Below are 25,918 nucleotides of genomic sequence, written 5' to 3'. Positions count from 1 at the left end.
CTTCTTTCAGCGGCCGCCTGTGCCGGCGACTCGGTGTCCAGGTCAGCCGACGATTTTGGCACGCGGCCGGCCATCAGGCCAGGCCGAAGCAGAGCCCTGTGGCTTACTCAATCAATCGCGTAGCGACCCAGCCAAGAACCGGCTCACCATCCTTCTCAAAATAGATCTGGCTCCAGCCCTCTCCTTCTCCCAGCACGTAGACCACGGTTCCCTGAGTCAGCTGCGTTATCCGAGCGTTATCAGTTCCAGCGCCCGATCGAATATTGACACGAGGGCTAATGACCGTTTTATCCTGGAGCTTCGACAGGCTAGGCTGGATATTCGCATTGGCCACATCATTTCCATTGCGCGATGCAGTAGCAAACCAAAATACCGCCCAGGCGTGGTTGGCTTCTACCCCACGCCCCCGGGCATAGAGAGCACCCAGATTATTCTGCGCCATGGCGTCGCCCTGCCTGGCCGCCTTATTGAAGTAATCGAAGGCGCGAGAAAAGTCCTGCTCGACCCCACGCCCGTTTTCGTAGAGACTGCCAATATTGTTCTGAGCCTGAAGGTGACCCTGGTCAGCCGCCTGCTCGAACCAGCGTGCCGCCGCGACCGCATCCTCCTCGATACCAAATCCTTCAAGATACATCAACCCTAACTGGAACTTAGCTCCAGCGTGCCCGGACTGTGCCGCACGCTCCAGCCACTCCACGGCATCCGCCGGTCCACGACCGTCGATGCTTTCGCTCAAGAATAGCTCGGCCATCCTGACCTGGGCCTCGAGCACATCATTGTCAGCCGCCAGCCGATACCACTTGTAGGCCTTGTCCAGGCTTTCCTTAACGCCAGTGCCATTCTCGAACATCTTGCCCAACGCAAACTGTGACTGGCCCTCGCCCTGCTCTGCGGCCTCTCTCCACTCATGCACCGCCGAGGCGAAATTTCTCTGCCGAAACTCTGCCAGGCCAGCATTATAGTCGGCATATGCCAGTGTGCTGCCGCTCAGCAGCACAACTCCCAGCCAAGTCTTTGCTCTCATGAATTAGCCACCCTCAAGGAGAAACCCGGCATGCTTGAGCATGCCGGGTACGTATATAAACAGCGCTGAAAGCTGCAAAGCGTTGTACGATCAGAGGATTGACACCACTACCCTTCTGCCAGATCAATGATCGTGATTTCCACACGGCGGTTGGGCCGCAGACATTCGGTGACGCTCGGCGTCGCCCTGGCCCCGGGGCACTCCACCAACGGATCGGCCTCGCCACGTCCTGCGGTGCGAATATCGCCACGCGAGATCCCCTGAGTGGAGAGATAGTCGGCCACGCTATCGGACCGCGACTGCGAAAGCTCCTGATTATACGCCGCGCTGCCGAAGCGGTCGGTATAGCCCACGATCATCATCCCGGGGGATGTGAACTTGTCCTTGGCAGACTGGGCCACGCGCTCCAGGGCACGGCGACCTTCCAGGGTCAGCTGGTCGCTGTCAAAATCGAACAGCACATCACCCGAGAGTACCAGCGTCTCGTCTTCCGCCACCTTCGTTGGCACCAACAGTTCAGGACACTGCACATCTCGCCAGCTGGAGTCCTCCAGCGCCATATCATCATCGAAATCGACCTGATACTGGCAGGTGAGGTACTCCCCGCCCTCTTCACCCGTATACAGATTGAAGACGTAGTTCCACTCGCGAACGCCGAAGAAACCTTCGCTGAACTGGGGGCTGCCGATCAGTTGGCGCACCTGGTCCTTGGTCTGCCCCTCGCGAATGCGCAGGATGTTCCGCGGTTCGACGAAGCGACCGCCATCATGCCAGTTATCATTCAGCGCCGGAAAGCCATCTCCCGCTTCACGGATGTCTGTACGGTCGTTGTTCGGGGGGCTAGCACAGCCTGCAACCATTGCCAGGCTGGCAATACCGGCGGCCCCTCGGGCCGCCTTGAGCAGTGCAGATGAGCTCATTACTTTCACGTTCGTCTCCTTACCAGTGCCAGCCAGCGCCGATGCCCGCACCAAAGTTACTCTGAGAGTCACCCGTCACCTTGCCCTGGATGACCCAACGGCCATTGTCCGAGAGACGCGATACGCCTACCGATACGGCAGACTCGCCCTCGTAGGTACCGGCACCCACGCCCACCATGCTCTTGCCGGGCATCCAGGCTTGGGGAACAGTCGCTGCCGCCAGTGCACTGGCGGTGCCCGCATTCGCATTCTTCTCAACCGTGCTGATACGCCCATGAACGTTATTAATCTCCTGGGCAAAGCGCTGGTTGAGCTCCTGCATTTGACCGACGTTCACCGCATCGGTGGCATCGACCCCCGGAGCAACGTTGGTGATTCGCATACCGCCACCATCGATGCCGTCAGTGGTCATGCTCGGGCCATCTTCGATGGTCACGCCCCCGTTGCTGACGGTGGTTTTGCCCGTGGTCACGCTGTCGACATCCAGGTCGCGGTTCAGGCCCACTTCCACACCGCCGTCATTGGTGCGCGTGGTGATGTTGTCATCACCGGTAATGGCCACGGTATCGCCCAACTTGCGGTTCACGTCATCGCCTTCGTCGGCAGCGAAGTCCATGCCGCCATCCAGCGAGGTATTGATATCGCCAATTTCTTCCTGGACATCATGCAGCTGGCCGCCGTTGACCGCATCGGTGCTGCCTTCGCTGATGTCACCCTTGCCGACACCGGCAATGATGGTGTTGCCCTCGTCATCGACGTTGTCCTTGTCGATGGTGACGGAGCCCACGTCCACCTTGTCGAACTCTACCTCGTCCGACGTGGCTACCTCGTAGACGCTTTCACCATTTGCGCCAGTCGTTTCGGTGACCTTGATGTTCTTGCCTTGCGTGACTTCGGTCTTGGCCGCTGCCACTTCATCACCGATATCACCGGCCACCTGCTTAAGATCGCCCACATTCACGGCGTTCATCAGGTCATCACCGCTGATCTGATCCAACGACTGGCCACCCAGGCCACTACCCACGTTAGTGATCTGTATGCCGCCAGCATCAATACCCCCAACGGTGACGCTCGGGCCGCCAGCAATGGTCATGCCATCAGCACCATAATCGGTACTGTTGGTGCCATCGTCGACGGTAAGGCCGTCACCATCCATGGTGGTTCCACCGGTGGTAATGCTGCCGTCAGTACCGTCTACGGTGATGGCATTCTCGTTTTCGCCCAGGGTGATGGTGTCGTTCAGCGCGACTTCGATCACCCCCGCATCATTCTCACCGCTCTGTGCCACGCTGATATTGCTGTCGCCCTGGAAGTCCACCGCGCCGTTCGGCCCGATGTTCACCTGGTCGACACCGGAACCGGTCAGGTTCCAGCCGGCATTGGCGACCTGCTGCACCTCATACAGCTGGCCACCATTGATGGCATCGGTGCTGGTGCTGCTTACATCGCCGTCGGCCACACCGGTGATCTTGCGATCGCCCGCGTCAATGCCACCAGCCGTGACGCTCGGCCCACCAGCAATCTCAAGCCCGACATCACCCAGAGTCACATTATCGCCAACGCTGACACCGCCTCCATTCACGATGGTATCTCCGACGCCAATCTCGCCCTTCTCGCCATCCACGTTGATCGCGGTATCGCCATCACCCAGGGTGATACTATCGGCCAGGTTGAACGCCAGATTGGTGCCATCGCGGTTGATAATGACGTTGCCGTCCTCGCTGGTGAAGTCCACCACCCCATTGGGACCGACGTTGTTGCTACCGTCTGCCAGGGCACCCTCACCATCCACCGACAAGTTCCAGCCGGCGTTGGCCACTGTGTATACCTGACCCAGTTGGTCCTCCGTCGCGGCCTGGCCGCTGGTGAAGCTGTCCGGGTCGAAGGACGTGTTGGTCAACCCCCCGATAGTGCCGCTATTGGCATCAACTACGATCTCGTTGGCCGGGCCCGTGGTCGGGTTCGCCGCCAGCGTGATCGTACCCGCTGCTACCGTGGTGGTGGCCGTCGGGTTCGCGGCGCTGTCGTTGACCACCAGACCATCGGTGTCGAGCACGCTATTGCCCGCGGTCACGCTATCTACATTCAGGTCAGGGTTCAGGGTAATGTCGATCTGACCGTTATCCTCCTGGCCGTTCTGCGCCACGCTGATGTTGCTGTCGCCCTGGAAGTCCACCGCGCCGTTTGGCCCGATGTTCACCTGATCGGCGCCGGAGCCGCTCAGGTTCCAGCCGGCGTTGGCAGTCTGATTGACCAGGTCGAGCTGCTCCTCGGTGGCCGCACGTCCCGCTTGGGCGAAGTCACCGCCATCGAGGTCGGTGTTGGTCAGGCCCGTGATGTCACCGGCACTGCCATCGAGAGTGATGCTGTTGCCAGCAGCGGCCACGCTGATGCTCCCCGCGCCCACCTCGGTGGTGCTGCCGGCGCCGTCGTCGACGGTCACCCCGTCGTCGTTCATCACGGTGTCGCCGGTGGTCACGCTGCCGGTATCACCCAGATCGATGTTCTTGGCCAGCTGGATCGATAGGGTGTCGCTACCGTCGGCGACCACGCCGATATTGCCGTCGACCAGAGCGGTCGTGTCAGTCTCGCCGCCAACCAGGTTCACCGTTTCCCCGAGCTTGCGCTCGACGTTGCTGCCGGCATCACCGGCAAAGGTCAGCGGGGTATCCGCAAGACTGGTCAGCTGGCTGACATTGACCGCATCGGTGTCGGCCACGCCGTCGGCCACGTTGGCAATCACCTGATCACCGGCATCGATGCCACTGGTGGTGACACTCGGGCCACCCGCAATGGTCATGCCGTCGACGCCGTAGGCGGTGCTGTTGGTGCCATCGGTGACACTGGTGCCGGTTGCAGTCACTTCGGTGACATTGCCGGCGCCGTCATCGGCGGTCACGCTGGCAACATCAATGTTATCGGCCAGATCAAAGGTGACGTTGTTGTCAGCGGCGGTCTTGCTGACCTCGATATTGCCGTCACTGTTGTTCAGATCGACGCTGTCGTTCGGCCCCACATTGGTCGGGTTGCTGCCCTGAGCGCTGATGTCCCAGCCCGCAGTGGCCGCGCTGTTGGCCGAGCGGATGGCGTCATCGATGGTGCTCTCGCCGGTACCGCCCACGTCACTCATGGTGAAGTCGTTGCCGGTGTAATCGGCATCGCCACCCAGCACGTTGCTGGCCAGGCTGTCGCCCGCTGCCTGCAGCTGGCTGCCGTTGATGGCATCGCTGCTGCTGCTGTTGATGGCGCCATCGGCCACGCCGGTGACCGTGTTGCTAGCCGCATCGATACCACTGGTGGTGACACTCGGACCACCGGCGATGGTCATGCCGTCGGCGCCATACTCGGTGCTGTTGGTGCCGTCGGTGACGTTGGTGCCGGTGGCACCAGTGATGGTCTGGTTGCCGTTGGTATCGGTCACCGCCAGGCCATCAGTATCGAGCACGCTATTGCCCGCGGTCACGCTATCTACATTCAGGTCAGGGTTCAGGGTGATGTCGATCTGACCGTCATCCTCCTGGCCGTTCTGCGCCACGCTGATATTGCTGTCGCCCTGGAAGTCCACCGCGCCGTTCGGCCCGATGTTCACCTGATCGGCGCCGGAGCCGCTCAGGCTCCAGCCGGCGTTGGCAGTCTGATTGACCAGGTCCAGCTGCTCCTCGGTGGCCGCACGTCCCGCCTGAGCGAAGTCGGTGCCGTCGAGGTCAGTGTTGGTCAGGCCGGTGATGTCGCCCGCGCCACCGTCGATGGCGACAGTGTTGCTGCCGCCGGCGACACTGAGGCTGCCCGCCCCCAGGTCGGTGCGGTTGCCGGTACCGTCGTCCACGGTCACACCGCTATTATTCATCACAGTGTCGCCGGTGGTGACGCTGCCGTCAGTCCCCAGATCCACTTCTTCCGCCAGGTCGATCTGGATAGCACCGCTGGCATCACCGGTGGTGACGATGTTCTTCGCGGTCGTCGCGTTGCTGGCACCGCCGTTGATCGCCAACGTCTCGCCCAGGTTGCGATGCACGTTCACGCTGCTGTTGTCACCCGTGAAGTTCAAACCAGTAATGGTGAGATCGCTGGTCGCACTTTGTACATCACCGATGTTGGCAGCATTGGTCATGGTCGTGCCGCCGCTGGCCACGTTGGTGATCTGGTTGCCGCCGTTGTCCAGGCCGCTGTCGCTGAGCTGAACGTCCTGGTTCGGGCCACTGATCGTGACACCGTTGGGGCCATAATCGGTCGTGTTGGTGCCGTCGTCGACGGTCAAGCCATCGGTATCGAGCACGCTATCACCAGTGGTAACGCTGTCCAGCTCGGTCAGATTGCGCGCCATCACCAGATTGAGCTGATTACCATCGCTATCTACGCGCAGGTTGGCGCCGCTTGAGGCATCGCCCGCCGCCAGCTCACCAGAAACGGTCAGCGGGGTGGTGCCACCCAGCGTCTTGTCGATGGCACCACCGGTGTTACCGATGAAACTCAGGCCGTCGGCTTGAGTCGCGACCTCATTGCCGTCATAAGTGACGCTATCTCCTGCCACGACGAAGGTATTGCCGCCGACCGTCAGGTTGTTAGTGGTGACGCTGTCACCGTCAATTACGGTATCGCTGCCAACGCTGACGCTACCGCCGACGGCGATGTCGTCCGCGAGGCTGAACGCCAGATCGGTGCCGGTGCGGTTGATGGCGATATTGCCGTCGGCGCTGCTGAAATCCACCGCCCCGCCGGGCGCGATATTGGCACCGGGCTCGTTATTCGCACTGACATTCCAACCCTGGGCCGCGTATTCGATGGCTTCGTCTACCGTATCCTGCCCGGTGCCACCCACGTTACTCATGGTGACCTGATGAGTATCCGGATCGTAGGCGGCATCGCCCCCCAAGACCCCGGCCACGGAGTCACCGGCGGTATCCAGGTTGCCGGCCAGAGCGTCCAACGCCAGGTTAGTGCCATGCAGCTGGCTACCGTTGATGGCATCGGTGCTGGTAGCGCTGACGCGTCCGGCGGCGACGTTGGTCAGAGTGCGCTCGGCGCCCGCCGTACCGACGCTGACGGTCGCCACGGGATCGATACCCGCGAAGTCGTAGGTGTTCTTGTCGACCGTCATTTTGTCAGTGGGGACCGGCGCCGCTGTGACAGCGTTGCTCCCCAGCGCCACCGAGCCCTGGTGGTTGGCCTGGGCTCCATCGCCGATCGCCGTGGCGGACTGGGCAGCGGCTCTCGCCCCAGAGCCCATGGCCAGGGCCTCGGTGGCCTCCGCTTCGGCGCTCTGGCCGAAGGCGGCAGCGTTCTGCGCGGTGACCCGCGCGCCGGCCCCGACGGCCAGGCCGCCCTCGGCGGTGTCCGAGGCTTCGGCCCCATCGCCGATCGCCGTGGCTGACTGGGCGCGGGACTTCGCCTCGACGCCGAGAGCCAGCGCGTGCTGCTCGTCCGCCAGGGACTGCTTGCCAATCGCGATACCCGCGGTATTGCGGTCCGGATCCAACCCGTTAGGATCAGCGAAGCCCGCTACAGCCCCGGTGCCCATGGCGATGCCATCGGTGGCATAGCCAATAGCACGAGTGCCACTGGCCTGGGCATTGAAACCACTAGCGCTGGCGTTGGTGCCGCTGGCCTGGGCATTGACACCGCTAGCGCTGGCATTGGTACCGCTGGCTTGGGCGCTGGCGGCTCTCGCGCGGGAGTTGCTGCCGAAGGCCATGGCATCATCCGCGGTGGCGTGGGCATCGTTACCTTGTGCCACGGCGCGCAGCTCGGATGCTAGGGCGCTTTCGCCGACCGCGATGCCGTTGTCCGCCGTAGCCTCGGCATCAGTCCCGATCACCACGGCATTGTCGACGGTGGCATCGGTGCTCTTGGGGTCCGCCTGGGCACGGGTGCCCATGACGATGGAGTTTTCCCCCTGGCTCTTGGCTAACAGGCCGATCGCCACCCCCCCATTGCCGTAGGCGTCACTGTCGCTGCCAATCGCAGTGGAATCATTGCCCAGCGCCTCGACCCGATAGCCAAGCGCCACGCTCTCGCCGCCCACCGCGTGGGCCAGGTGGCCCGCCGCCAGCGATGAGGCCCCGTCGGCGCTGGTGGCGGGGCCAATCGCGATGGCATCGGTGCCGCTGGCCTCGGCGTTATCGCGGTTGGCCGGCTCGGTGGAGTTGACGCTAAAGTACTTGACCCCGTTTTCGGCCACTGCCCTATTGAGCTGACCGACGTTAACCGCATGGCTGTCCAGCTCCCCATCGCTAACGGTGACTGTGCCAGGGCCAGAACCAGTCGTGGCATTGTAGGTCACAGCGTTACCCGGCAGAACGTTGATACTGCCGCTCGATACCGCGTTGATGGCCTCGGCGACCGTGGCGTACTGATGGCTGGTACCGCTGCTGTCCTGCAGCTCGACGACATACCCCTTGAAGGCGCCATTCGCCCCCAGGGTGACGTTACCGCCGACGAGGTTAGCGACCGACTCCTGCGCGCCCTCCAGCTGGCGAACGTTGACGGCATCGTAGGCCTGAGAGCCATCGGCGACATTGACGATACGCCGTGTGGTACGCACGCCGGCCGGATTGGTATTGCCTACTGAGACGACGGTGCCGTCGGTAAAGTCGCTCCCGGTCAGGTAGCCCGCCCCCGTGGCATCAGTGCTGCGCGCGGCGGAACCGCTGCCTATGGCCACGCTGCCGCCCTCGGCCATCGCATTGCGCCCAAGCGCCACCCCAAGGTTGTGGGCGCTAGTGTTGGCACCCAGCGCCACGCCGCTTTCCAAGGAGCTGGCACCGTAGCCGACTGAGACACCATTTCTCTCTGCCCCAGTCTGCCCCCCGATGGCGGTGGCGCGCTCCACCTCCCCACCATTGCGGTTGGCTTCGTGACCAATCGCGACGTTGAAGTCGCCCTGGAGGTTCTGCCCGGCATGGCTGCCGACGGACACGTTATGATCTCCGGTGATGTCAGCACCCGCCGAAAAGCCGATTGCCGTGGTCTGGTTACCGTCTACATTCCGACCGGCACCAGTACCGATGGCGATATGGTGGGTCTTGTCTCCGGCCGCGCTACCATTGGTGCCAACGCCGGCGCCGGAGCCCAGTGCGATACCGCCCGGCGAGCCTGCGTAGGCACCAGAGCCGGCGGCGAAGGCGTTACTCCCGACGGCATCGGCATCACCTAGGGCGATACTATTGCCACCCGAGGCTGCCGCACCAGCGCCAACGGCGGTGGCATTGCCCCCCACCGCTTGAGCAGCATCCCCCAGCGCCAAGGCGCTGTTGGCGCCGGCCACGCTGTCGCGGCCGACGGCGACCGCACCGGCCCCGCCGAGCGGATCGCCACCGGCACTGGCGCCCTGTCCCAGGGCGATCGCGCCCTCGGCGGGCAGCGTGGTGGCTGCCCCGTCACCGGCGGCCAGGCTGCGGGCTCCTTCTGCCACGGTATTCGGACCAATGGCAATCGACTCGGCCCCCAGGGCCTGGGAGTCCGGCTGCGCCGAGAGCGCGCGGAAATAGCGCACACCGCCGGCACCTTCTTCGATAAAAAGGTCGTAGATCTGGCTGCCGATGACCACGTCGTTGCTGGTCGCCGTCAGGTTGCCGGCGGCAACGTTAGTGATCGCCTTGCCGCCGCCATCGATACCTCCGGTGGTGATGCTGGGCCCGCCGGTGACGCCAAGGCTGCTGGCTACTTCAACATCGTCGGACAGGCCGAAAGCCAGATCGGTGCCGCTAAGTTCGACCTCGATATTGCTAACGCCGCTGAAGTCGACCGAGCCTCCAGGAGCGACATTTGCCGCCGTACCCCCTTCCGCGCTGATATCCCAGCCAGCGCTTGCTGCAGTAATCCGGCTATCCAGCGCCGAGATACCGCTAGAGTTGGAACTGATATCGCTCGCATTGGCGCTGATGGCGCTCGCATTGGTGCCGATATCACTCGTATTAGTGCTGATGGCGCTCGCATTGGTGCCAATATCGCTCGTATTAGTGCTGATGGCGCTCGCATTGGTGCCGATATCGCTCGTATTAGTGCTGATGGCGCTGGCAACGTTCACCCCCCCTACGGTAAGGGTACCGTCGAACGTGGCATCACCATTTACCTGCAGGGCGCTAAGAATCGCATCGCCGCTAACCGTCAGCTCATCAGTAACCGTCAGATTTGTGTAGGTCGGGCTCTGCTGTGCAGTGGCAGCAGGGATTACGGCAGCCAACCCTATCGCCACCACCAGGGACCGCAAGGCACCCGCAGGCGAGGCCTTCATGGCTGCCGTCGGCGCCACCTGGAGCCGCTGGCCGCTGGACTTACCGCGTGAGTGAGCTGCCTCCGAGGCAACCACCAGACGCCCAAGAGTGCTGTTCCAGATGATTCTAAATACCTTGTTCATGTCCACCTGCGGAGTGTCGTTCTGGTTGACTCTTGCAGCTGTGCCTTCCTTGTGCGGAGGTACTCGGTCCTTGGTCGAGAGAGCGGTCTGCCTGGGGCGCCGGGAGCGCCAGTCAATGCTGGACAGGTCGCCATCAACCAAGCCTCTCTCCGGGCTTTTTTGAGTGCTGATTGGCCGCTCGCACGCCAGTGCGGAGCTTGTTGGCTACAGTGCTGCGCTAGACGCACCTTAAAATTTGCGACAAGCAGATGTTTTTTATGGAGGGGAAATAGTTTGTCCAGAGGAAAGAAATTTATCTAACACCTGGAGTTTCTTGAACAAAAAAACAGGAGAACCGACGCGATGCACGTCGGCAAGCGAGAGCAGTCGAGCCGCCATATATCAGGCACCCAGGGCTATTGCAAGACGCTGATAGATCTTTTTATCCCGGAAAAGTCGCCACGCTCGGCCTGGCTGCGGAGTTGGGCAGCGAGGCTCTTGTTATCCGGGCAGACGGCAGCATATGCGTCACACCAATCCATGATATCGCTGACGGCTCCCATCTCCAGAAGATATAACAACTGCTGGATATCGGGCTCATCCCCACTACCCGTAGAAGCCTCTTTTCCCAATGGATCTGGCTGCCGGGTAGGTGAAAGAGCACAGACGCGAGCCACTTCGCGTCGAAAATCGACAAGGTTGATTGGCTTCGACAGGCAGGCGGCATACTCAAGGTCGCTACTCTGTTGGTCTCGACTTTTCAACACGCTCCAGGTCGCTGAGATCAGCATCACGGGAATCCAGTCGTGCCTGGCCTTGGCAGCCATAAGCACCTCATCACCCGAGACACCCTGCAGCCGATAATCTGTCACGATAAGGTCTGGTACTGGTTCAGCATTCTGAATAGCCGCAATGGCCTCTCTACCTTTCTGAAAGCCCTTTATGGCAAAGCCCATGGTGGAGAGGTCGCTACATAGAAGGTCCAGGATAGGCTGAGAATCCTCGACCACCCATGCCGACAGGCCATCAACTCGGTAGGCAGGCAGTAGCGCTCCGGGCATGGAGGCTGGCTCATTCAACACTTCTGACTCATCACCGACTCCAACGGGTATCAAAACATGCACCTCGGTGCCTGAACCTGGTTCACTGTTAAGAGAAACGCTTCCTTCCATCGTGGTCACCAGATCCTTGACGATGGCCAGCCCCAGACCTGTGCCCTCGCTATCACGAGACTCACGAGAGAAAGGTTCGAAGATACGCTTTATCCGCTCTCGGGAAATTCCGCACCCTGTATCCCTGAACGTCATGTCTAGAGCAAGCTGCTCCGTCTTACCAACCATCTCATGGCAATTGACCTCAAGAGAAACATTTCCCGAGCTCGTATATTTGGCAGCGTTATCGATAAGGTTAATAACCACTTGCCGAAGGGAAACATCATCGCAGCGTACGAATGGAAAGTCTCCAGTCTCGACATTTATAGAGAAACCATTTCCATTTCGGCTTGTCAACGCCTCCGCCTCTTGGAATACAGCGGTAAAGAAACTCTCGACATGAATGGTTGATAGCCTCTCCTTATGCGAAACGACCCCCCTCGCATAGCCAACCAATCTCTCTATAAGCCTACTCATATGTGTTGCACTCGAATGAATAATCCGAGCAAAATTAGCGGATTCCGCATCCTCTGCAGAGAGCAGCTGTGCATAGCCACTTATCGATGTCAGCGGCGACTTCAGGTCATGGGAAATACGGCCAAGAAATAGGGTCTTTTCTTCATTGGTTTTGCGCGCATCATCGAGAGCCTGGTTGAGGTCATGCGTGCGACGCACCACCAGCGCTTCAAGCTTTTCTCGTTGATTACGTTCACTCTCCCTAAGTTTTTTCTCAAGATTCAACTCATGACCACGCTTCTGTCTTGAGTAAATCAACAACAAAGAGAGCACAATGGTAATACCAGAAAATATCTTCATCTCCACAAAGGAAGCTGTATAATAAAGATTGGTTATATATCCAATCAAGACGAAATTTGATGCCAGCCACCAAAGCGAGAGAGTACCGAGCAGTGCATATTGCCATTGGCGATCAACACGGAGAGCCGCAGGAATCATCATCAGCCAGACAAGGGAAAATGACAGGTCAATAGCGTTTCCAATATTGCGTATAACATCACCACCCAGGAAAAATGTCAGCCCGCTAAAGACAGCAGAGACCATAAGCAAGACTGGCAAAGTAAAACGCCAGGGCCTTTGCTTGTTAATACCCAGGATATAGACAGAAGTTACCAGAAAGACTGCCTCGGTGAGTATCCAGGTCGAGAATCTTAGGTTAGCAGAATAGTCAAACAGGCTACTCACCAACACCTGGCTTATATAGCCCTCCTTCTCGGATTCGAAAATAAAGATCACCAACAGCCAGGCACCCAACAAGGCATAGCGAAAGTCAAGGGTCACTAGCAACACAGCGAGCAGTGTCATGACTGCCGCCAGCAACATGGAATGAAACTGCCATTCGGCCATCTCACTCATGGAAAATGCCACGGGCTCCCAGCTTCTGATTTCGAGAAAAGGACGGCTATCAGAAAATATTCTTGCCACCAGCAGAAGACTCTCGCCGGGAGAGATCGAGACCGGAATAATCGCCTTGTTGCTATCGACCACACGCTTGTCTATCGGGATTTTCAGCCCGGTCGTCATCTCATTTCTAATATCGAGGCTCACAGGCTCGACAAGCCAGGCATTGACTTGGTTGAGGCGCCAGGGAGTGAGATCGAGCCAGCGCACCACATGCTCATCGCTGGAATTTTCCAACCGGACCTTCAGCCATAGCGTGGAGTATTGGCGAGGCTTTTCCAGAATGCCGGGATTTTCGCTGACTAATTGCCAACGACCCTCTCTAAGCGCCTTGTTCAGTGAAGCGTGGCCTTCTCCCGAGACATGAAACCCCTGCATATCGAACACAAGATTCTTATCAAAAGATACGGCACTGAGATCAATAACGTCAGACTTTTCATCACTATTACCAACAGGTTCCACTTGCTCAACAAGCTTCACTTCCTCAACAGAGCCTCCAGACTCCGCATGAGCCACGGGCAGACAGACCAGAGCCATTAGGGTTATCAATATCAGAGAAATACAACAGCCGAAAACCCGGGAGCAGGATGGCATGCGCATATCAGCCGACTCTCTCCTGCTTTCTGAATCTAGTGGGTGAGGTGCCAAAACGCTCCTTGAAGGCAGTGGAAAAAGTCCCAACACTGCTGAACCCGACGGTTTCCGCTATCTCGGAGACGGAGATCGCCGTGGAAACGAGTAATTTCCGCGCCTCCTTCATTCGCTCTTCACGAAGATATTCGTAGACCGTCATGCCGACACAGGCCCTGAAGGAGTGGTTGAGCTGCTTGGCATTGGTTCCGACCTGCTGTGCCAGCTCATGAAGTCCCGGATCCTCGTTGAGGTCCTTAAGAAGATACACCTGCGCACTACGAAAGAGAATTTCATCGAGCGAGCTCTCTTTCCTCGCGTGGACAATGCAATCATCTTCATCATTAATGGTGTGACCGATATTGTCACCGCCACTCTTCAAGTGAACGGAGAGCCGAAGTTTTACCTCATCGAAATGGAAAGGCTTGGCAATATAGTCGACGGCACCCGACATCAAGCCTTTTACTTTATCTTCCGGCGTGGCATAACCTGAAAGAAACAACACGGGGGTATGTTTAGTTCTTGGATCTTCCGCAAGAAGCTTGCAAGCGTCATAGCCGTTGCAGTTAGGCATGCTCAGATCCATCAACACGGCATCGGGCCTGATCAGCCTGGCCTTATGGACCCCATCAACACCGTCATTAGCATAAAAGACTCGGCACCCGAGTTGACGAAGAAATGTGGAAATAAGCAGTCTATCTGCTTCTGCATCATCCACGACCAGAATCTTCTTGCCTCTGAGATCACTCATATCCTTGGCACTCTTCCCTACAGTCGTTTAAAAACAGCTGGCGATTCATCAGTCTTGACCCCACATGATACGCTAAACACTAGGGCCTACAATAATATGACAAGAAAGCAGAATTTTTCTTATCTAATGTAGAATCAAACTTTCGTTTTAAAAACGACTTTCAGGCCCCCTTATGGGCTCCCGAGTGAGGTTGACTTAACGAATACCGCGCCGTTCTATCAACGCTTCGGTGTCGTCGCGGCCACCTGTGCCGGCGGCTCGGCATTCAGATGCGGGGGACTGTCCCGGGCGGGACTAGGCCACCACCAGCGGGTGACTCTCGGGAAGCGGCCGGGTGCCATAGAGCACCCAGACATCCAGCGCCGGGCCCAGGTCCTCCACCAGTCGCAGCGCTTGGGAGTGCCGCTCCAGCGTCTCGCGTGGGCAGATGCCGGCATCGATCTCTCCCGCCAGCAACGCATCGGCTACATCCACGATGGTGGCGTAGTCGCGCTGCTCGGTGAAGGTGGAAAGGTCCGTGTAGTGACGCGTGGCCGGCTGGAGCCCGACCGACACCGGGGCGGCCACCTCCGCCCTTGCCAGCAGCGCCAGTGGCTGGCTGCCGGCAACGAAGGTATCCACCGGAAAGGCACGATGCATGGTACGCCCCACGCAGTCGGCATGGCTGAAGTGGGCGCTACACTGCAGTACCCGGTCGACGCGACCGTCCAGCAGGGCATCGAAGGCCTCCGGGAAGGTCTCGAAGAGATGCACCTCGGCATCGGCGTCCCTCGCGAGCATGCCATGCTTGTCGAGATAGCGCCCCAGCACCAGCGCATGGTTGCTGCCCTCGGGGCCCAGGGTGGCGAAACGCATCCCAACCTCCTTGAACACGCTAGATCATGAACACGATGACCGCTCCGGCCATCACCAGCAGCAGCCGCACTCCTACCGCCCGGCGTGCGATCACACCATAGGAGATGGCCGCCAGGCCTACGCCGATCTTGAGCATGTCGAACACCGCCGCCCCAGGGGCGGACGCCAGCCGGATCACTTCGGGGTTGGCCACCATGGCCAGTGGAATCAGATAGAGCCCGATGCCCAGCGACATGGCCTTGAAGGCCACCCTGAGCCAGCTCTCCCCGACCATGCCGGCGGCGATAAAGACCCCGCCACAGACCGGCGGCGTGATGGTCGAGAGCAGCGCGAACCAGAACACGAAGAGATGCGCCAGCAACGGCTCGAGCCCCAGCGAGATCAACGCCGGACCGGCAACAGAGACACAGATCACATAGGCCGCCGTGGTAGGCACCTCCATGCCCAGCACCAGACAGGCCAGGGCGGTCAGCAGCAGCGCCGGCCACAGCATGTCGTTGGAGAGGGCCAGGATCCCCGAGGTGATCTTGACCCCCAGCCCGGTCATCGCCAGCACGCCGATCACCAGCGATGCGCAGATGATAATGGAGCCGATCACCGCCACCTGACGGCCCGCCGTGACCAGCGCCTCCGCCAGCCGAGCGGCGAAACCTCGCAGCGAGAAGCTCAGGGAGGCGTCGAGGAAGAGCAGCGCCAGGCCGGCGAAGATCGCCAGGCTGGCCGCGTACTGGGGCGTGTAGCCACCCACGAAGATGCGCTCCAGCAGGGTCACGAAGGGGACGGCGAAGAACAGCGAGGTGATCACTACCTCGCGTCCCGAGGGACGGTCCTTCTCGGCCAGCGGCTTGAGGTCGTGACGTGTCGCGTAGGCGTTGATGCCCACCCACACGGTGGCAAAGTAGAGAATCGCCGGCAGCATCGCCGCCGCCATGATCTGGGTATAGGGCGTACCGGTGAGCTCCACCATCACGAAGGCCCCGGCCCCCATCAACGGCGGCATGATCTGCCCTCCGGAAGAGGCGACCGCCTCCACCCCGCCCGCCAGGGAGCGGGGATAGCCCAGACGCACCATGCCGGGAATGGTGATGGCCCCGGTCGAGGCCACATTGGCCGAGGCCGAGCCGGAGATCGACCCCATCAGGGCCGAGGAGATCACCGACACCTTGGCGGCTCCCCCGGTCAGGCGACCCGCCATGGCACCGGCAAGATTCATGAAGCCACGCCCCGCCTCGCCGGCATTGAGCACCGCACCGAAGATCACGAAGATGGCCACCACGCCGACGCTGACCCCGGTCAGCGACCCCCACAGCCCCCCTTCGGAGATGGTCAGGGTGCCCATGAAGCTCGGCAGCGGCATCCCGGGATGCCCGAACTGGCCGGGTATCAGATCACCGAACAGCCCATAGCAAAGCGCCACGAGTGCGACCAGCGGCAATGGCCAGCCGATGGCACGGCGTGCCGCCTCCAGGGCCAGCAGCACCAGGAAGGCACCGATGGCCATCTGCAACGGGGTGTCGATAAACCCGTACTGCTGCAACAGGGCATCATGATTGATGACGATAAACCCGCAGGCCGCCATCCCCAGCCCGGTCAACACCCAGCCGCTGACACGCTCGAAGGGCGTGCGTGCCATGAAGATCAGGATCCAGGGCAGCGCCAGGGCCATATGGATCGGCCGGCTGATAAGCGCCGGCGCCAACCCATAGAAGATCAGCCCCAGATGAAAGATGACGCTGATGGCCCCGAGGCCCACCCAGGCCGGGGACGGACGAGCCGACGTGACATCGCCGGCCACGGCCGGCGATGGAGTTGATGGAGGGGTTGATGAATGAGTCTGTGACATCAGCGCAGCTCGTCGGGGATCTCGATACCGGCCTCGTCGTAGTAGCGCAGAGCCCCCGGGTGGAGGGTGCCGACGATATTGCCCACCATGTCGTGAGTGATGCTGCCCCACCAGGCGGCCTCCTCCGCCATCGCATCGCGGCGCTCCCAGAAGGTACGGGTCAAGGCGTAGGCGGTATCGTCGTCCATGGCGCTGGTGGTGTAGGCAATGACCGGCAGCGAGGTCGTCTCCACATCCTCATCGACCCCGGCATAGGTGCCAGCCGGAATGGTTTGGCGCGCCGCTCCGGTCGCTTCGATCTGCTCATCGGTCAGGCTGACCAGGCTGACCGGCATGCTGGCTGCCGTCTCGATGACGTTGGGGGTGGGAAAGGAGCTGGCGGTAACGAAGGCGTCGATCTGACCATTCTTCAGGGCGTCCGGGCCGCTGCCGATGCTGGCATTGGCAATCTCCACTTTGTCGATCAACTCGAACAGCTCCAGATAGCGCTGGGCCTCGCGAGCCCCGAAGGTGCCCTGGCCAATCAGGATCTCCTTGCCCTCCAGGGCATCGAGACCCACCACTCCTTCCTCACCGGCCAGCACGAAGTGCATGGTGATGGCCGGAATCGGGAACAGACCGCGAATTTCCGCGAAGCGTGGGTTCTGTCGCTCGGCAAAGGGACCGGTCCCCTCGAGGGCACGCGTCACCAGCCCCGGCGGTGTGGTGAACACATAGTTGCCCTGACGCGCCATCACCTCCATGACGTTCTGTACCGAGCCCTGGCTCTCCTCGAGGGTCACCACCACCTCACCATCGGTGCCCTCACGAATGGCCTCGGCCAGCTCGACCCCCATCTGGTAATAGGCGGTACCGGCGGAGGCCGACTTGTAGGTCACGCGGGTCTCGGCCTGGGCCTGGAGGGCCATGGCGCCCATCAGGATCGCCGTGGTGGAGGCAAGCAGGGTGCGGGTAAAGCGGGGCATCGTTATCTCCCAGGGTGTCCAGTATTGATCATGTTATGACTGTGTACTTCAGCAATCACTATAATGCCGTTCGCCCACTCGAGGAACCATCTCCCATGCCGAAACACCGTGTTGCCCTGCAGGGTGCCGCCGGCGGCATCGGCGACGCGGTTACCATGAATAACCCCGGAATCGGTACCGCTACCGTTTCCGGGGTTTCCTGGGGGTTATCACTTACTGCCCCCGGCGAAGTTGGCTCCGCTGCTTAGCCGAAGAGTTAGCCAAACACCACCCTGGCCACATCCTGGTAGCGCTTGGCGAAGTGCACCGTGACGCCCTCCTTGAGGTGCTCCGGCAGCTCGTCATAGTCACGGCGGTTGGCATCGGGCAGGATCACCTCGAAGATGCCGCTGCGCCGGGCGGCGATCACCTTCTCACGGATCCCCCCTACCGGCAGCACATGCCCGGTCAGCGTCAGCTCGCCGGTCATCGCCAGGTTGCGATCGATGGCCTGATGCCTGGCCAGCGACAGCAGCGCGGTGGTCATGGTCACCCCCGCCGAGGGGCCATCCTTGGGCGTGGCACCTTCCGGCACATGCAGGTGGACGAATGCCGAGTCGAAGAAGTCGGCATCGGCGCCATACTCGGCCAGGTGGCCCAACACATAGCTGTAGGCGATATTGGCCGACTCCTGCATCACGTCACCGAGCTTGCCGGTCAACTTGAAACCACGATCCAGGGCGTGAACCTTGCCCGCCTCGATGGGCAGGGTAGCACCGCCCATGGAGGTCCAGGCCAGGCCGGTGACCACCCCCTCGCCATCGAGCACCTGCTCCTTGCGAAACAGCGGCGCGCCCAGATACTCCTCGAGGTTCTTGACCGACACCTTGACCGTCTGTTGATCACTTTCCAGCAACTTGACCGCCGCCTTGCGCACGATGCGGTGCAGCTGCTTCTCGAGCTGGCGTACTCCGGCCTCCCGTGCATAGCCCTCGATCACCTGGCGCAGCGCCGCCGCGGTGAGGTTGATACGCTTCTTGGGGATGTTGTTGCGCTTGAGCAGCTTCGGCCACAGATGGTTTCTGGCGATGGCCACCTTCTCCTCGGCGATATAGCCGGAGAGGCGAATCTGCTCCATGCGGTCGAGCAGCGCCGACGGAATCGAGTCCGGCGTATTGGCGGTGCAGACGAAGAGCACCTTGGAGAGGTCCAGGCGAACATCCAGGTAGTGGTCGAGAAAGTCGATATTCTGCTCCGGATCAAGCACCTCGAGCAGCGCCGAGGCAGGATCACCCTGGAAGGACTGACCCATCTTGTCGATCTCGTCGAGCATGATCACCGGATTCTCGACCTCGACCTCCTTGAGGGCCTGGGCCAGCTTGCCGGGCATGGCGCCGACATAGGTCCGCCGATGTCCCTTGATCTCCGCCTCGTCGCGCATGCCACCAACCGAGAAGCGGTAGAACTCGCGCCCCAGGGCCTCGGCGATGGAGCGACCGACAGAGGTCTTGCCCACCCCGGGCGGGCCCACGAGGAGCACGATGGAGCCACCGACATCCCCCTTGAAGGTACCCTCGGCGAGGAACTCGACAATCCGTTCCTTGACGTCGGCCAGGCCGTCGTGGTCGCGATCCAGCACCTGGCGTGCATGGGCGAGGTCGAGCTGGTCCTGGCTGCGCACCCCCCACGGCATGCTGGTCAGCCAGTCGAGATAGTTGCGGGTGGTGCCATATTCCGGCGAGCCGGTCTCGAGCATGGTCAGCTTGTCGAGCTCCTCCTCGATGCGGGTCAGCACCTTGGGCGGCACCACCAGGCTCTCCAGCCGTTCGCGAAAGGTGTCGACGTCGCTTTCGCGGTCATCCTTGGAGATACCCAGCTCCCGCTGGATCACCTTGAGCTGCTCGCGCAGGAAGAACTCGCGCTGGCGCTCCTGCATCTGGGCGTTGACCTGGTCGCTGATCTCGCTCTGCAGCTGGGCGACCTCGATCTCCTTGCGCAGCAGTGGCAGCACCTTCTGCATGCGGGAAAGCACCGGGAGGGTCGCCAGCACGTCCTGGAGTTCATGCCCCTTGGCCGAGGTGATGGCGGCGGCGAAGTCGGTGAGAGGGCCCGGTTCGTGGGGGCTGAAACGATTGAGGTAGTGCTTGAGCTCCTCGCCATAGAGCGGGTTGATCGGCAGCAGCTCCTTGATGCCATTGATCAGCGACATGGCGTAGGCGCGTGCCTCGTCGGCCTCCGCATCCACCGGCTCTCGCGGGTAGCTCACCTCCACCAGATAGGGCGGTTCCCGGGAAATCCAGCGCTGGATCCTGAAGCGCTGCAGGCCCTGGGCGATGAACTGCAGCTGATCCTCCTCGCCCTGCAGCTTGTGCATCTTGACCGCGGTGCCGATCTCGGGGAAGTCACCATCGCCCATTCCTTCAGAGGCGCCTTCGCCAACGAAGGCGAGGCCCACGGTGTGGTGAGGGGTCTTGGCGACACGTTCGATCGTTTCATCCCAGCGCTCGCGGTTGATGACCAGCGGCTGCACCTGCGCGGGAAAGAAGGGTCGATTATGAATGGGTAGCAGATAGATGCGCTCGGGCAATGCCTCGCGGGCCGGCACGACGGAATGCTTGCTGTCACTCTGCGTTTCACCGAGGTCGAGATCCTCGCCCTGGCCGTGGTGAATCCACTCCGGCTCATCCGTATCGTGGCGGTCCTGTTCATCGCTCATGGTGTCTCCCTGTCCAAGCGGTTGGTCTTGTGCCAATGCTGTTAAGCCAATGCTTGTAGGAATGCGGGCGACGAGCGGGAACTTCAAGTCTGGCGAACCGCCGTCAGCGCCTGAGCGGCGGCAAAGGGCGGCCATTGACGCGCACCTTGCCCCGAATGACATCCACTGCCAGCTCCCGAGTACTCAACGGCAGGCCCAGCCACAGTGCCACCACGGTGGGCACATCACGCCAGACGAAGTCGCCGTCGAGTCGGCTGCGCCAACGAGCCTGCTCGTCGGGGTCATCGAGCCGAGAAACCCTGAGTTCATCGAGGCGTCGTGGATCGAAGATCAGCACGCCCTCCCCTTGTGCGGAAACGCCAAGCATGGGGCTGTCGAGGTCGACACTGTTGATATCCAGACGCGGCGAATCCTGCAGCAGGGCCTTGAACTCCGGCTCCAGCCGTTCGATCAATTCACGCGGGGTATAGCGATGAGCCTGCATGACCTCTTCGCGCAGCCGGCTAAGCAGTGTTCGCAGGGCCTCGGCATGCACACGCGAGAGCTGCGCCTCCACCCGGCCGGTCAACAGCACCTGCTCTGCGACCACCAGCTCCCCCAGAACAAGCTCACCCTCGATGCGCAGCTCGCTGTCATCGAGCTGCATGCGGCTGCTGTAGCGCAGCTCGCTGCCATCGAGCACAAGTCCCGGTTGCCGCCAGATGAGCTGGTCCAGATGCAGCAGGTCATGCTGGGTAAAGTGGTAGGCATCCGCGGTGTAGGCGTAGCGACTCTCGAGGCTCGACGGCCCGGCCTCGAGGGTAGTGTCACCATCACTGAGGCGCAGCGGCTTGAGCCTGGCACGCAACCACCAGTCACCATACTGGCCACCGAAGGTCACCTGACCTCCCTGGAAGTCGAGCTCGCGCTCCAGCTGATGTATCACGAAGGGCGACAGTCCGACACTACCCTCAAGGGTTCCGCCCAGGGTCTGATAGCGAGCATGCCAGCGGGGTGCCGTCGATGGCAGGGCGTCGCCGAACAGGCGCTGCTGCTCCGGTCCCAGGGTGGGTTGAAGCTCGCCATCCAGCCGAGTGCTGAGCACCCCATGGCGGGCGGAATAGGTAAAGGCGAGCTGCCAGTCATCGCCCAGCAGGGGGGCGATCACGACGCGCCCCGATGAGGTGAGCCAGCCACGCTCGACGGCGACACGCTCGACCACCAGCTCACCGCGCGCCTCCAGATCGTTCAACATGCGCACCAGCTCGCGCTCGAAGAGCAGCGAGGCCGCATACTGGGCCACGGCCCAGAGCAGCGCCAACCCTACCACTAGTGGCACGATGAGACGTTCCTTGCGCATGGTGACTCCCTTCCCTGTGGCCCCCGGGCATCGGACACCACCGCGCTATCGATCCACGCTTCAGGATCTACGCTCTAGTGTAGCCAGAACCAGAGGTGCATGAGGCTCCCGGCGAAGATACCGGCGAGAACATCGTCGATCATGATACCGAAGCCGCCGGCCACACGACGATCGGCCCAGCGAATGGGAAATGGCTTGATCACGTCGAACACCCGGAAGATCAGAAACCCCCAGAGCGCCGACTCCCACGTGAAGGGGATGGCCGCCATGGTGATCCAGTAGCCGACGAACTCGTCCCAGACGATGCCTGAGTGGTCGTGAACGCCCAGATCCCGTGATGTCTTCTCGCAGAGCCATACCCCCCAGACAAAGGCGATGACGACGACGCCCCAGTACCAGGAGAGCGGCAGCTCGGAGAGCAGCCAGTAGAAGGGGATGGCCGCCAGGGTGCCGAAGGTACCCGGTGCCCACGGCACGGCACCACTGCCGAGACCGAAGGCCAGAAAGTGCGACGGCCGATGCCAGACACTGGATGGGGCTCGATTCATGGCGTGCCTCCCTGGCCAACAGCGTGGAAATGCTGCCAGCCGGTGCGCCGGGTCGTGGTCACGCCACTGACCCCGACGGTGTCAGTGAGCCGCCCGACCACCGTCAGTGGCAGCGACAACGTCGCCAGGCGTGACCGAGCCTCCTCCAGCTGCTCGGGGGGGAGGCACACCAGCAGTTCATAGTCGTCACCGCCGGTCAGGGCCGCCTGGCGTGCGCCCTCCTCGCCCAGCGCCTCGACCAGCCCTTCGGCCAGCGGAAGGGTCTCGGGCTCTAGATGTGCACCGCCTCCGGAGTGCTCGAGGATATGGCCCAGATCGGCCAGCAACCCATCGGAGATATCCAGCCCCGCCGTGGCAAGGCCCGCCAGGGCCTGGCCGGCGGCTAGCCGCGGCTGGGGGGTGAGATAGCGCTTCAGCAACGGGTGTGCAAGGTCACGCTCGCCCGCCTGCCAGGCGGCCAGGCCACCGGCGCCACCGCCCAGGGCTCCCGTCACCGCCAGCAGGTCGCCGGGACGACCACCGCTGCGACAGATGGCAGACTCGGGTGGTACTTCCCCCATCACGGTGACACCGATGGCCAGTTGACCACGGGTGATATCGCCGCCTGCCAGGCTGACTCCGGTCTGCTCGCAGAGCGCCAGAAAACCGCGCGAGAAGTCCTCCAGCCAGGCGTCATCACTCTCCTCCAGGGCAAGCGCCATGAAGCACCAGCGCGCTCTGGCCCCCATGGCGGCCAGATCGGAGAGGCTAACCGCCAGAGCGCGATGGCCAACCGCTTCTGGAGGCGCTTCAGGTGGAAAGTGAATCCCGAGCACCGAGGTATCGACGCTCACCGCCAGCCGCTGCCCCGCAGCGGGAGCCAGCAGCGCACAATCATCGCCCACCCCCAGTGTCACCCCGGACCCGAGGCCGGGGGTGGCGGGGGTAAAGTGGCGCGCGATGAGTTCGAATTCGCTGTGCATCCGGCTACCCTTCAGCGGCGGCGGGCAGCTACCTCGGCGCCGCGCAGGCGCCCGGCAAGCTTGTCGAGGATGCTGTTGACGTACTTGTGGCCGTCGGTGGCACCGAACGACTTGGCCAGCTCGACCCCTTCGTTGATCACGACACGATACGGCACCTCCAGGCGACGCGAGAGCTCATAGGCACCCAGGCGCAGGATGGCCAGCTCGATGGCGTCGAGCTCCTCGAGCTTGCGGTCGAGCAGCGGCGCGATGGAGGCATCCAGGTCGGCACGGAAGCGGGACACGTTGTGCACCAGCTCATGGAACAGGGCCAGGTCGGCGATCCCCATGACCTTGTGCCAGTTCTCGTGATCCTCGAGGTCATCATCGGCCAGCTGGCTGCGGAACTCCGCCTCCACCGCGCTCATCGACTTGCCGGTCAGCTGCCATTGGTAGAGACACTGCACCGCCAGCTCGCGGGCGGCACGACGCGACTGCTGCGCCTTCGACGGCGCGCGTTCGCGGCTCATGCCTCCTCCTCGACGCCGCCGCCAAGCTGGCGCATCAGCGACACCATCTCCATGGCCGCCATGGCCGCCTCTGCCCCCTTGTTGCCGGCCTTGGTGCCGGAACGCTCGATGGCCTGTTCGATGGAGTTGACGGTGAGCACGCCGTTGGCAATGGGCGTCTCGAACTCCAGCTGTAGAGTACCCAGAGCCGAATTGCACCCGCCGGCCACATATTCGAAGTGTGGTGTGCCACCACGAATCACCGCGCCGAGGGCGATGACGGCCTCGGGGCGTGCCGCCTTGAGGACCTGCTTGACCGCCAGCGGCAGCTCCCAGGCACCGGGTACATGGACGATATCGATGTTCTCGGCATCGACGCCATGGCGCACCAGGATATCCACGGCGCCCTCTACCAGGCTGTCCACCACATGGTGGTTGAAGCGGCCCACCACGATCACATAGCGCCCGTCGACGTCGACGAAGCTGCCTTCCACTTGAGAAATGGGTTCCATGTCGGTTTCCTGCTGAGACTCACTGGCGCGGTCGACCCGCGCCTGGTGTTGAATGGGAATATTGAATGGGAGTGCGCATACAAGATGCTGCAAGGAGGCGTCGGGCATGCCACAAGGGCATCGGCTCACTCGCCGGTCGCCATATCCTCGGGCCCCAGCCGCTCCACCACCTCCAGATCGAAGCCGGATAGCGCAGAGAACTTCCAGGGGGAGCTGAGCAACCGCATCTGGCCCACGCCCAGATGGCGCAGGATCTGCGAACCGGTGCCGATGGTCAGATAGTTGCCGGCACCGTCCGAGTCGCTGGTGCGCGGGGCACGGCGACGCTCCAGGAAGGTGTCCAGCTGGTCGCGCAGATCGAGTCCCGGTCGCCCCTGATCGAGCAGCACGAAGACGCCACGCTCACTGCGAGCCACCTCGGCGATGGCCTGATGAGAGGTCCAGTGGCCGCCCTCGCCCTTCTGCAGGCAGAGCAGGTCTCGCAGGGTGTCCGCCAGGTGCACGCGCACCGTGGTCGGCGCCTCGGGACTCGGCCGCCCCTTGACCAGCGCCAGATGGTGAGCCCCCTGGATACTGTCACGGAACACGTGGAGCGTCAGGTCGCCGAAGGCGGTCGACACCTGGGTCTCTTCCACATGATCCACGGTCTGCTCGTTGTGGATGCGGTAGTGGATCAGATCAGCGATGGTGCCCATCTTGATGCCGTGCTCCTCGGCAAAGCGCTCCAGCTCGGGGCGCCGCGCCATGGTGCCATCGTCATTCATGATCTCGCAGATCACGCCACTGGGGTCGAGCCCGGCCAGGGCAGCCAGGTCACAGGCGGCCTCGGTGTGGCCGGCACGCCGCAGCACGCCACCCGGCTCGGCCATTAGCGGAAAGATATGGCCGGGCTGCACGATATCCTCGGCCTTGGCGTCGTGAGCCACGGCGGCCTGGACGGTGCGAGCGCGATCGGCGGCGGAGATGCCGGTGGTGACGCCCTCGGCGGCCTCGATGGAGAGGGTGAACTTGGTGCCGAAGCCCGAGCCATTGTCGTTGACCATCAACGGCAGCTTGAGCCGTTCACAGCGGCTGCGGGTCATGGGCAGGCAGATCAAGCCGCGGGCGTGGCGCGCCATGAAGTTGATGTGCTCGGCCTGAACCTTTTCGGCGGCCATGATGATGTCGCCTTCGTTTTCGCGATCCTCATCATCCATCAGGATCACCATCTTGCCCTGACGGATATCCTCGATCAGGTCCTCGATGGGGGCCAGGCCCCCGGCAGTGGCGTGCACCATGAGATCTCCAGAAATTCTACGCGGCGGGCGTTGCCAAGCGACGACGGTCGCGTCGTTCATCGGCGTCGCCTCGCCTCGGAAACGGCGTCAGGGTACCTTGGCGCGGCAACGGGCGCCAGTAAAGTGCACCTTGGCGCGGCAGCGGGCGCCAGTAAAGTGCACCTTGGCGCGGCAGCGGGCGCCAGTAAAGTGCACCTTGGCGCGGCA

The 25,918-nt window shown here is 61.9% G+C and carries 16 protein-coding genes; 1 reads left to right on the top strand and 15 read right to left on the bottom strand.

The genetic code is table 11. The features are described 5' to 3' along the window. Nucleotides 1-103: 103 nt before the first annotated feature. The 8 genes from E0702_RS01870 to E0702_RS01835 all read right to left on the bottom strand — a co-directional run bounded on the left by E0702_RS01870 (nt 104) and on the right by E0702_RS01835 (nt 17,890). Nucleotides 104-1,024 (bottom strand): SH3 domain-containing protein, encoded by a 921-nt coding sequence (locus E0702_RS01870; protein WP_132041281.1) that lies wholly within the window; start codon nt 1,022-1,024, stop codon nt 104-106. 107 nt (nt 1,025-1,131) lie between these two features. Next, nucleotides 1,132-1,944: an OmpA family protein gene (locus E0702_RS01865; protein WP_240721657.1), complete on the bottom strand. Its 813-nt coding sequence runs from the start codon at nt 1,942-1,944 to the stop codon at nt 1,132-1,134. Between the two features lie 19 nt (nt 1,945-1,963). Then, entirely contained in the window at nt 1,964-10,300 is an 8,337-nt protein-coding gene (locus E0702_RS01860) for a YadA-like family protein (RefSeq protein WP_132041279.1), read from the bottom strand. A 395-nt stretch (nt 10,301-10,695) separates the two neighbouring features. Next, nucleotides 10,696-13,383, bottom strand: a complete 2,688-nt coding sequence (locus E0702_RS01855; RefSeq protein ID WP_165927463.1) for a hybrid sensor histidine kinase/response regulator — start codon at nt 13,381-13,383, stop codon at nt 10,696-10,698. Between the two features lie 64 nt (nt 13,384-13,447). Next, on the bottom strand, nt 13,448-14,227 hold the full coding sequence (locus E0702_RS01850; protein ID WP_132041277.1) for a response regulator transcription factor: 780 nt from the start codon (nt 14,225-14,227) through the stop codon (nt 13,448-13,450). A gap of 294 nt (nt 14,228-14,521) precedes the next feature. Continuing rightward, on the bottom strand, nt 14,522-15,082 hold the full coding sequence (locus tag E0702_RS01845) for a hypothetical protein (RefSeq protein WP_132041276.1): 561 nt from the start codon (nt 15,080-15,082) through the stop codon (nt 14,522-14,524). A gap of 19 nt (nt 15,083-15,101) precedes the next feature. Continuing rightward, nucleotides 15,102-16,925, bottom strand: coding sequence for a TRAP transporter permease (locus E0702_RS01840; RefSeq protein ID WP_132041275.1), 1,824 nt, complete (start codon nt 16,923-16,925; stop codon nt 15,102-15,104). Continuing rightward, the gene (locus E0702_RS01835; RefSeq protein WP_132041274.1) at nt 16,925-17,890 is read right to left on the bottom strand and encodes a TAXI family TRAP transporter solute-binding subunit; all 966 of its coding nucleotides are present in this window, start codon (nt 17,888-17,890) and stop codon (nt 16,925-16,927) included. The genes E0702_RS01840 and E0702_RS01835 overlap by 1 nt, the downstream gene beginning before the upstream one ends. Nucleotides 17,891-17,985: 95 nt before the next feature. On the opposite strand from E0702_RS01835, the gene E0702_RS18975 reads away from it, so the two are divergent. After that, on the top strand, nt 17,986-18,138 hold the full coding sequence (locus tag E0702_RS18975; RefSeq protein ID WP_165927462.1) for a hypothetical protein: 153 nt from the start codon (nt 17,986-17,988) through the stop codon (nt 18,136-18,138). Nucleotides 18,139-18,146: 8 nt separating this feature from the next. Here the strand turns inward: E0702_RS18975 and lon are convergent, their stop codons facing one another. From lon to ribBA, 7 genes are all read right to left on the bottom strand, one after another. Continuing rightward, nucleotides 18,147-20,585: an endopeptidase La gene (gene lon / locus E0702_RS01830; protein WP_132041273.1), complete on the bottom strand. Its 2,439-nt coding sequence runs from the start codon at nt 20,583-20,585 to the stop codon at nt 18,147-18,149. A 103-nt stretch (nt 20,586-20,688) separates the two neighbouring features. Next, nucleotides 20,689-21,924: a DUF945 family protein gene (locus E0702_RS01825; protein WP_132041272.1), complete on the bottom strand. Its 1,236-nt coding sequence runs from the start codon at nt 21,922-21,924 to the stop codon at nt 20,689-20,691. 74 nt (nt 21,925-21,998) lie between these two features. Further along, nucleotides 21,999-22,472, bottom strand: a complete 474-nt coding sequence (locus E0702_RS01820; RefSeq protein WP_132041271.1) for a phosphatidylglycerophosphatase A family protein — start codon at nt 22,470-22,472, stop codon at nt 21,999-22,001. After that, nucleotides 22,469-23,434 (bottom strand): thiamine-phosphate kinase, encoded by a 966-nt coding sequence (thiL, locus tag E0702_RS01815; RefSeq protein ID WP_132041270.1) that lies wholly within the window; start codon nt 23,432-23,434, stop codon nt 22,469-22,471. The genes E0702_RS01820 and thiL overlap by 4 nt, the downstream gene beginning before the upstream one ends. Before the next feature lie 11 nt (nt 23,435-23,445). Further along, the gene (gene nusB, locus E0702_RS01810; RefSeq protein ID WP_132041269.1) at nt 23,446-23,943 is read right to left on the bottom strand and encodes a transcription antitermination factor NusB; all 498 of its coding nucleotides are present in this window, start codon (nt 23,941-23,943) and stop codon (nt 23,446-23,448) included. Next, entirely contained in the window at nt 23,940-24,434 is a 495-nt protein-coding gene (gene ribH, locus E0702_RS01805; RefSeq protein ID WP_132041268.1) for a 6,7-dimethyl-8-ribityllumazine synthase, read from the bottom strand. Before ribH ends, nusB begins: the two co-directional genes overlap by 4 nt. Nucleotides 24,435-24,559: 125 nt before the next feature. Then, nucleotides 24,560-25,711 carry a bifunctional 3,4-dihydroxy-2-butanone-4-phosphate synthase/GTP cyclohydrolase II gene (gene ribBA / locus E0702_RS01800; RefSeq protein WP_132041267.1) on the bottom strand — a complete coding sequence of 384 codons (1,152 nt, stop codon included), beginning with the start codon at nt 25,709-25,711 and terminating at the stop codon, nt 24,560-24,562. Nucleotides 25,712-25,918 lie beyond the last annotated feature (207 nt).

It is taken from the genome of Halomonas marinisediminis (genome assembly GCF_004347715.1).
Lineage (GTDB): Bacteria > Pseudomonadota > Gammaproteobacteria > Pseudomonadales > Halomonadaceae > Halomonas > Halomonas icarae.
Note: the sequence above shows the minus strand (reverse complement) of the source record. Positions and strands in the feature narration are given on the sequence as shown.

Excerpts from the sequence above, each read along its gene's own strand:
- E0702_RS01865 (WP_240721657.1), bottom strand. The coding sequence starts at position 1,944 with ATGAGCTCATCTGCACTGCTCAAGGCGGCCCGAGGGGCCGCCGGTATT.
- E0702_RS01845 (WP_132041276.1), bottom strand. The coding sequence starts at position 15,082 with ATGCGTTTCGCCACCCTGGGCCCCGAGGGCAGCAACCATGCGCTGGTG.
- lon (WP_132041273.1), bottom strand. The coding sequence starts at position 20,585 with ATGAGCGATGAACAGGACCGCCACGATACGGATGAGCCGGAGTGGATT.
- nusB (WP_132041269.1), bottom strand. The coding sequence starts at position 23,943 with ATGAGCCGCGAACGCGCGCCGTCGAAGGCGCAGCAGTCGCGTCGTGCC.
- E0702_RS01825 (WP_132041272.1), bottom strand. The coding sequence starts at position 21,924 with ATGCGCAAGGAACGTCTCATCGTGCCACTAGTGGTAGGGTTGGCGCTG.
- E0702_RS01820 (WP_132041271.1), bottom strand. The coding sequence starts at position 22,472 with ATGAATCGAGCCCCATCCAGTGTCTGGCATCGGCCGTCGCACTTTCTG.
- ribH (WP_132041268.1), bottom strand. The coding sequence starts at position 24,434 with ATGGAACCCATTTCTCAAGTGGAAGGCAGCTTCGTCGACGTCGACGGG.
- thiL (WP_132041270.1), bottom strand. The coding sequence starts at position 23,434 with ATGCACAGCGAATTCGAACTCATCGCGCGCCACTTTACCCCCGCCACC.
- E0702_RS01860 (WP_132041279.1), bottom strand. The coding sequence starts at position 10,300 with ATGAACAAGGTATTTAGAATCATCTGGAACAGCACTCTTGGGCGTCTG.
- E0702_RS01835 (WP_132041274.1), bottom strand. The coding sequence starts at position 17,890 with ATGCCCCGCTTTACCCGCACCCTGCTTGCCTCCACCACGGCGATCCTG.
- E0702_RS01840 (WP_132041275.1), bottom strand. The coding sequence starts at position 16,925 with ATGTCACAGACTCATTCATCAACCCCTCCATCAACTCCATCGCCGGCC.
- ribBA (WP_132041267.1), bottom strand. The coding sequence starts at position 25,711 with ATGGTGCACGCCACTGCCGGGGGCCTGGCCCCCATCGAGGACCTGATC.
- E0702_RS01850 (WP_132041277.1), bottom strand. The coding sequence starts at position 14,227 with ATGAGTGATCTCAGAGGCAAGAAGATTCTGGTCGTGGATGATGCAGAA.
- E0702_RS18975 (WP_165927462.1), top strand. The coding sequence starts at position 17,986 with ATGCCGAAACACCGTGTTGCCCTGCAGGGTGCCGCCGGCGGCATCGGC.
- E0702_RS01855 (WP_165927463.1), bottom strand. The coding sequence starts at position 13,383 with ATGGCTCTGGTCTGTCTGCCCGTGGCTCATGCGGAGTCTGGAGGCTCT.
- E0702_RS01870 (WP_132041281.1), bottom strand. The coding sequence starts at position 1,024 with ATGAGAGCAAAGACTTGGCTGGGAGTTGTGCTGCTGAGCGGCAGCACA.